The organism is Variovorax sp. P1_H12_2, from assembly GCF_056405335.1.
In genome coordinates this window covers 1-6,871 of record NZ_JBFUCI010000355.1, presented here as the reverse complement: position 1 = coordinate 6,871, position 6,871 = coordinate 1, and the positions used below count along the sequence as shown (strand labels likewise).

Annotated in this window: 8 protein-coding genes and 1 pseudogene; 5 read left to right on the top strand and 4 right to left on the bottom strand. The window is 71.1% G+C overall.

The window, feature by feature from the left end; genetic code table 11:
• The coding region (locus AC1D2K_RS26785; protein ID WP_478092389.1) for a protein-disulfide reductase DsbD domain-containing protein at positions 1-822 on the bottom strand (822 nt) is incomplete at its 3' end.
• Positions 823-867: 45 nt separating this feature from the next.
• The gene (locus AC1D2K_RS26780) at positions 868-1,620 is read right to left on the bottom strand and encodes an alanyl-tRNA editing protein (protein ID WP_478092386.1); all 753 of its coding nucleotides are present in this window, start codon (positions 1,618-1,620) and stop codon (positions 868-870) included.
• A 118-nt stretch (positions 1,621-1,738) separates the two neighbouring features.
• On the opposite strand from AC1D2K_RS26780, the gene AC1D2K_RS26775 reads away from it, so the two are divergent.
• Entirely contained in the window at positions 1,739-3,079 is a 1,341-nt protein-coding gene (locus AC1D2K_RS26775) for a PQQ-dependent sugar dehydrogenase (RefSeq protein WP_478092385.1), read from the top strand.
• Between the two features lie 19 nt (positions 3,080-3,098).
• Here the strand turns inward: AC1D2K_RS26775 and AC1D2K_RS26770 are convergent, their stop codons facing one another.
• On the bottom strand, positions 3,099-4,109 hold the full coding sequence (locus AC1D2K_RS26770) for a zinc-binding alcohol dehydrogenase family protein (protein WP_478092383.1): 1,011 nt from the start codon (positions 4,107-4,109) through the stop codon (positions 3,099-3,101).
• An 85-nt stretch (positions 4,110-4,194) separates the two neighbouring features.
• Between AC1D2K_RS26770 and AC1D2K_RS26765 the strand changes: the two genes are divergently transcribed.
• The 4 genes from AC1D2K_RS26765 to AC1D2K_RS26750 all read left to right on the top strand — a co-directional run bounded on the left by AC1D2K_RS26765 (position 4,195) and on the right by AC1D2K_RS26750 (position 6,729).
• Positions 4,195-5,097 (top strand): LysR family transcriptional regulator, encoded by a 903-nt coding sequence (locus AC1D2K_RS26765; protein WP_478092381.1) that lies wholly within the window; start codon positions 4,195-4,197, stop codon positions 5,095-5,097.
• 106 nt (positions 5,098-5,203) lie between these two features.
• A complete protein-coding gene (locus AC1D2K_RS26760; RefSeq protein WP_478092379.1) occupies positions 5,204-6,022 on the top strand; it encodes a creatininase family protein in 819 nt (272 codons plus the stop codon).
• A gap of 97 nt (positions 6,023-6,119) precedes the next feature.
• Positions 6,120-6,368 carry a GlsB/YeaQ/YmgE family stress response membrane protein gene (locus tag AC1D2K_RS26755; RefSeq protein ID WP_478092377.1) on the top strand — a complete coding sequence of 83 codons (249 nt, stop codon included), beginning with the start codon at positions 6,120-6,122 and terminating at the stop codon, positions 6,366-6,368.
• 19 nt (positions 6,369-6,387) lie between these two features.
• A complete protein-coding gene (locus tag AC1D2K_RS26750; RefSeq protein WP_478092375.1) occupies positions 6,388-6,729 on the top strand; it encodes a hypothetical protein in 342 nt (113 codons plus the stop codon).
• 27 nt (positions 6,730-6,756) lie between these two features.
• Here AC1D2K_RS26750 and AC1D2K_RS26745 read toward each other — a convergent pair.
• Positions 6,757-6,871, bottom strand: a pseudogene (locus AC1D2K_RS26745) (histidine phosphatase family protein); the annotation flags it as partial.

Here is a 6,871-nt window from a genome sequence, read left to right as displayed (position 1 = left end):
CACCACCACCGGCATCACCGCCGGGCTGGCGCTGCGCTGCGCCGCCAGCGGCACGGTGGCGGTCCAGGCCTCGCCCTGCCAGGCCTGCGTCCAGTCCTTGCCCTGCACGGCGGCGGAGTGGATCACTTCGGCGGTTTCGGGGAAGAATTCGAGGGTCCTGCCTTGTGCGGCGGCGGGCAGGCCTTCGAGCCGGACCTGCAGCTTGTCGCCGTCCACCGTGATCCGGCCCGGCCGGGCCAGCGGCGCCGGCTGCGCCGCGAAGGCGGCATCGAATTCCGCCTTGTGAAGCGCCGTCGAGCCCTGCAACGGCAGCTTGAGCAGGAACTCGCCTTCTTCGGGTATGCACTCCTTGCTGCACACCAGCCAGGAAGCCTTGAGCCTGACGTCGATCTGGGCGGCACCCGCGAGGGCCGGCTGCGGCTTGAAATCGGGCGCCACCGTGAGCGGCACCGGCAGCAGCAGCGCGTCCTCGTAGCCGAAATTGGCCAGGTTGCCGATCCGGATCTTCCTCGGCACCGGCCAGGCGATGTCGCCGGGGGAGACGCCCGCCGGGAGCGACCAGGCCAGTTCGGTCGGCAGGCCGGAGTCGCCCGCGTTCTTCCAGTAGGTGTGCCAGCCGGGCTGGTGCACGATCTGCAGGCCGAGCCAGACCGGGGCACCGGGGGCCACGCCGTCCGGCGCATGGGCGACCAGTTCGGCCCGTACGTGCGGGGTCGTGACCACCGGGCCGATACGGGAAGTCAGCTGAGCCGCGGCTGGCAGGCAGACTGCGAAGGCGGCGAAGAGAAAGCTCGCGAAACGAAGGCGGGAAAGATGAGGCATGCCGTCAGTCGGAGCGGGCCGGCGCGGCGAAGTTCCGGCGCCGGCTCACGGGCCCCACCCCAGCACCACGCGCCGGCTGTTGGCGCTCTTCTTCTCGATCTTGGTGACCACCACGGCGCCGATCTCGCGCGTGTTCGCGACATGCGTGCCGCCGCAGGGCTGGAAATCGATCGCCTGGCCGTCTCCCACGGGTCCGATGCGGATCGTTCGGACCGTGCCCGTGCCGCGCGGCGGCTGCACGCTCATGCTCTTGACCAGGGCCGGATTGGCGTCGAGCTCGGCATCGCTGATCGCGCCGACGGCCAGCGGGTGGGCGGCAGCCACCAGCCGCGCCAGGCCGGCCGTCAGGGCCTCCTTGTCGAGCGGCTCGGTCATGTGGAAGTCGAGCCGCGCGTAGTCGGGCGTGATCGAGCAGCCGTTGACCGGCTGCGGCACCAGGTGGCACAGCAGGTGGGTCGCGGTGTGGAAGCGCATCAACCGGTGCCGGCGCTCCCAGTCGATGCGTGCGGTCACGCGGTCGCCGGGCCGCAGCGCGGCCGCCAGCGCCTCCTGGCCGGGCGCGGGCACGTGGAGGATCCGGTCGGTCGGCCGGCCTTCGGCATCCTTGGCCTTGCGGGTGTCGGCGATGGCGAGTTCGCGGCCGTCGGCCAGCAGCAACCGGCCGCTGTCGCCGGCCTGGCCGCCGCCCATCGGATAGAACACCGTGCGGTCGAGCAGGATGCCGGCCTCGTCGACGCCCATCACCAGGGCCTCGCACTCGCGCAGGTAGGCATCGGAACGGAACAGGTCGTCGGTCATGGCTCGATGGTAGCGGTGCGGCCGGACGGGGGTGCGCCGACCTTCGGAAGCGCCTGTGGCCGACAATGCGCCGCGGCGCCGCCGGCATCATTCACCGATGCGCCAAAGGACTTCCACCATGACGATGCCCCATTCCTCGCGGCGGTGGCTGCTCGCGCCGATCGCCGCCGTGCTGCTGCTGGCCGCCTGCGGCGACAGGGCGAAGCTGCCGCCCGAAGCGGAAACCGGCCCGACGCCGACGCTGCCGGCGCCGAACCCCACCCTGCTGCCCACCGTGAACATCGCGCCCTCGGTGGGCTGGACCGACACCGCGGGCCCCACCGCGCCCGAGGGCTTCGCGGTGACGGCGCTGGCCCGCGGGCTCGACCATCCGCGCATGGTCTACGCCTTGCCCAACGGCGACGTGCTGGCGGTCGAGAGCAACCAGCCGCCCAAGCCCGCGGACGGCCACGGCGGCGGCCTCGTTGCCGAGATCCGGCGGAAGGTCACAGACCTGGTTCAGAAGCGCGCCGGCGCGGACGTGCAGAGCGCCAATCGCATCACCCTGCTGCGCGACGCCGACAATGACGGGGTGGCCGAGCTGCGGCAGGTGTTCATGCAGGACCTGGTGTCGCCGTTCGGCGTCGTGCTGGTCGGCAGCGAACTCTTCATCGCCAATGCCGACGCGCTGGTCAAGGTGCCCTACGTCGAGGGCCAGACCACCATCACCGCGGCGCCGGTGAAGGTGACCGACCTGCCCGCGGACCCCAATCACCACTGGACCAAGCACGTCGTCGCCAACCGCGAGGGGACCAAGCTCTACGTCAGCGTCGGCTCCAACAGCAACGTGGGAGAGAACGGGCTCGAGGTCGAGGCGGGGCGGGCCGCGATCTGGGAGGTGGATCTCCAGAGCGGCGAGAAGCGCCTGTTCGCGAGCGGGCTGCGCAACCCGACCGCGCTCGCCTGGGAGCCGGACACCAACGTGCTGTGGGCCGTGGTCAACGAGCGCGACGAGCTCGGCAGCGACCTGGTTCCCGACTACCTGACCTCGATCAAGGACGGCGCCTTCTATGGCTGGCCCTGGAGCTACTTCGGCGGCTACGTCGACACGCGCGTGCAGCCGCAGCGCCCCGACATGGTCGCCAAGGCCGTGGTGCCGGACTACGCGCTGGGCTCGCACCGCGCGCCGCTCGGCATCGCGTTCTCGAATCCACGCGGCATGCCGCCGGAATTCGCCAGCGGCGCCTTCATCGGCGAACACGGCTCCTGGAACCGCAGGCCGCTCGCGGGCTACAAGGTGGTCTTCGTGCCCTTCATCGGCGGCCGGCCGAGCGGCCCGCCGGTCGATTTCCTGACCGGCTTCCTGAGCGCGGACGACGAGGCGCAGGGCCGGCCGGTGGGCGTGGCGCTCGACAGGCGCGGTGCCCTGCTGGTGGCCGACGACGTCGGTAACGTCGTCTGGAAAGTCAGGAAGAAGTAGCGATTGCCGCCGCCGGGTCTCAGAACCCTGCCAGAACCACCTTGCCCTGCGCCTTGCCGCTCTCGATCAGCGCGTGGGCGCGGCGCAGGTTGGCGGCATTGATGGTGCCGAAGGCCGCGTTGGCGGTGGTGCGGATGCGGCCGGCGTCCACCAGCTGCGCGACTTCTGCGAGCAGTTCGCCCTGGCGCGCCATGTCGGGCGTCTCGAACTTCGAGCGCGTGAACATCATTTCCCAGTGCAGCGAGATGCACTTGCCCTTGAGCGCCATCGCGTCGAGCGACGGCATGTCGTCGATCACCGCCAGTTGGCCCTGGGGCTTGAGGCTCTCGATGATCTGGGCGTAGTGCTGGCCCGTCTGCGTCAGGCTGGCGACGCTGTCGACCTCGCCGATGCCCGCGGCCTTCAGCTCCGCGGCCAGCGGCTTCGCGTGGTCGATCACCGCGTGGGCGCCGAGCGCGAGGCACCAGGCGCGCGTTTCGGCGCGCGAGGCGGTGGCGATCACGCGCAACCGGGTGAGCTGGCGCGCCAGCTGGATCAGGATCGAACCGACGCCGCCGGCGCCGCCGACGATCAGCAGGGTCTGGCCGGCGCCGCCGTCCCGGGGCACGCGCAGGCGGTCGAACAGCAGCTCATAGGCCGTGATCGTGGTCAGCGGCAGCGCGGCGGCCTGGGCGTCGTCGAGGCTCCGGGGCGCCAGCGCCGCGATGCGCTCGTCCACCGCGTGCAGTTCGCTGTTGGCGCCGGGCCGCACGATCGAGCCGGCGTAGTAGACCCGGTCGCCGGGCTTGAACCGCGTGACCGCCGTGCCGACCGCCTCGACCGTGCCGGCCGCGTCCCAGCCCAGCACCCTGGCCTGGCCGGCGTCCGGCGCTGCGTTGCGACGCACCTTGGTGTCGACCGGGTTGACGGAAATCGCCTTCACGCGCACCAGCAGGTCGCGGGCGCCCGGCGTGGGATCCGGCAGCTCGAGGTCTTCGAGCGCGGCGGGGTTGTCGATGGGGAGCGATTGGCGATAGCCGATGGCTTTCATGGGGCGTCCTGGGTCGTTGCGATGCCGGGACTGTAGAGTGGCAAATAGAAATTGATAAGCCGACATTTCGAAGCATTACTTTCAAATGAAAATTGAAAATACAGCCGATCTGCAGGTGCTGGTCCACACCGCTCGGGCGGGCACGCTCACCGCCGCGGCATCGGCGCTCGGCATCACGCCGGCAGCGGCCAGCGCGACGCTCAAGCGGCTCGAGTCGCAGCTCGGCGTCCGCCTGTTCGAGCGCTCGACCCGGGCCATGCGCCTGACGCCCCAGGGCCAGACGCTGCTGGATTACGCGGTGCGCGCCTTCGAGCTGCTGGCCGAGGGCGAGTCGCTGGTGCTGGCCGACCGCGGCGCGCTGGTCGGCACCGTGCGCGTGGCGGCGCCATCGGACCTCACGCGGGTCGTGCTGCTGCCCTGGCTCGACGAGTTTCTCGACCTGCACCCGGGCCTGCAGCTGTCGCTCTCCGTCGGCGACCGGCCGCTCGACGTCACCCGCGACGAGGTCGACGTCGCGCTGCGCTATGGCCCGCTGGCCGATTCGCGGCTGGTGGCGCGGCGGCTCGCCGAATCGCGGCCGGCGCTGTGCGCGTCGCCCGCCTACCTGCGCCGCCATCCGGCGCCGCAGACGCCGCAGGACCTGCTGCAGCACAACTGCCTGACCTTTCACCGCGGCGGGCGACGCCAGCGGCTCTGGCGCTTCGTGCGCAACGGCCACTGGACCGAGGTGCGGGTGGACGGCGACCGGGTGGTCGACGACGCCTCGCTGGCGCGCGAATGGGCGCTGGCCGGGCGCGGCATTACCTTGAAGTCGGCGCTCGACCTGCAGCGTGACGTGGCGTCCGGCGCCCTGGTGCATCTGCTGCCTGAATGGGAGACCGAGCCCTATCCGCTGCACGCGCTGCTGCCCAGCGGCCGCTTCGTCCCGGCGCGGGTGCGGGCGCTGGTGGACTTCCTGGCGCTCAAGTTCGAGGCTGTCCCGGCGTGAACAGGCTCAGGCCGGCGCCGGGCCGCCCCAAGGCGGCCTGGGCCCCCCGGGGGGCAGCGACCACACGCAGTGAGGGAGCGTGGGGGCTCTGTTCTAAGATTGCCGCATGACAGCCCCCGCCAGCCGCTTCTGGTCCCAGCTCACGACGCGTGATTTCGCCGCCCTCGACCCGGCGGCGACCGTCGCGGTGCTGCCGCTCGGCGCCACCGAGCAGCATGGCCCGCATCTGCCGCTCGGGGTCGACTCCGCGCTCGCCGACGGCATCGTGGCGGCCGCGCTGCCCCTGCTGCCGGCCGAGCTTCCGGTGCTGTTCCTGCCGACCCAGCAGATCGGACTGAGCCCCGAGCATGCGCGCTTCCCGGGCACGCTGACCCTGTCGTCCGGCACGCTGATCCGGCTCTGGAGCGAGATCGGCGCCGGCGTCGCGCGCGCGGGGGTGCGCAAGCTGGTGTTCTTCAATGCCCACGGCGGACATTCGGGGGCAATGGACATCGTCGCGCGCGAGCTGCGGGCGGCGCACGGCCTGATCGTCTACAGCACCAGCTGGTTCAACCTGCCGCTCGGCGAGGCCGGCGCGCAGTTCAGCGCCGATGAGCAGCGCTTCGGTGTGCATGCCGGCGAGATGGAAACCTCGATGATGCTGGCGTTGGCGCCCGGGCAGGTGGCGATGGCCGCGGCCCGCGACTTCGGCTCCACGTCGCGCCAGCGCGCCGCCGACTACGCCATCCTCGGCAACGGTCGCAGCGCCAAGCTCGGCTGGGCGATGGAGGACTACAACCCCGAGGGCGCGGCCGGGAATGCCGCCGCCGCCACCGCTGAAAAGGGGCGGGCGCTGGTCGATGCCAGCGCCACGCAGCTGGCCGCCCTGCTGGCCGAGGTGTCGCGCTTGCCGCTGGCCACCGCMCACACGCAGCCGCTGCCCTGACCGTGACGCCACGCGCGGGTTGCCGGCGCCCGCTATCATCAAATCGGTGCCGCCTCCGGCGGTGCGCCTGCCGCCTCAACCCACACCAAGGATCCGTATGAGCATCGTCTGGACCATTCTGATCGGATTCGTTGCGGGCCTGGTGGCGCGCGCGATCAAACCGGGCGACGACTCGGCCGGCTTCATCATCACCACCCTGATCGGCATTGCCGGCTCGCTGATCGCGACCTACGTCGGCCAGGCCATGGGCTGGTACACCGCGGGTCAGGGTGCGGGCTTCATCGCCTCGGTGGTCGGCGCGATCGTGCTGCTGTTCATCTATGGCCTGATCAAGCGCAAGACCTGATCCTGCGCAGGGCGCGCGCATGCCGGTCCGCAAGACGCGCAGCCGCCATCACCACCACGTCTACGTGGTCGAGCTCGACGACCGCGTCTGGAACGTGGCGCGCTTCCGGCGTGCGAACCCCGACTATCGCCTGGGCATGCCCTTCGTCTACGTCGGCATGACCGGGCTCGATCCGGATGTGCGCTTCGACAAGCACAAGGCCGGCATCCAGGCCAACAGCTTCGTGCGTGACTACGGCTTGCGGCTGCTGCCCAGGCTGTACGCGATGTACAACCCGATGCCCTACGAAGCCGCGCGCGAGATGGAGGTCGAACTCGGCATCGCCCTGCGCGAGGCGGGTTACGGGGTCTGGCAGGCCTAGCAGGCGGCGCCCCGCGCGCGCCGAGGTTCAGGCGTAGGTGACCCAGCCCTCGTACGCCGGGCCGTCGAGGTGCGGCAGCGTGTTGTAGGTCACCAGCATGTGGCGTTTCGGCGTGAACGCGAATTCGGTCACGGCGGTATTG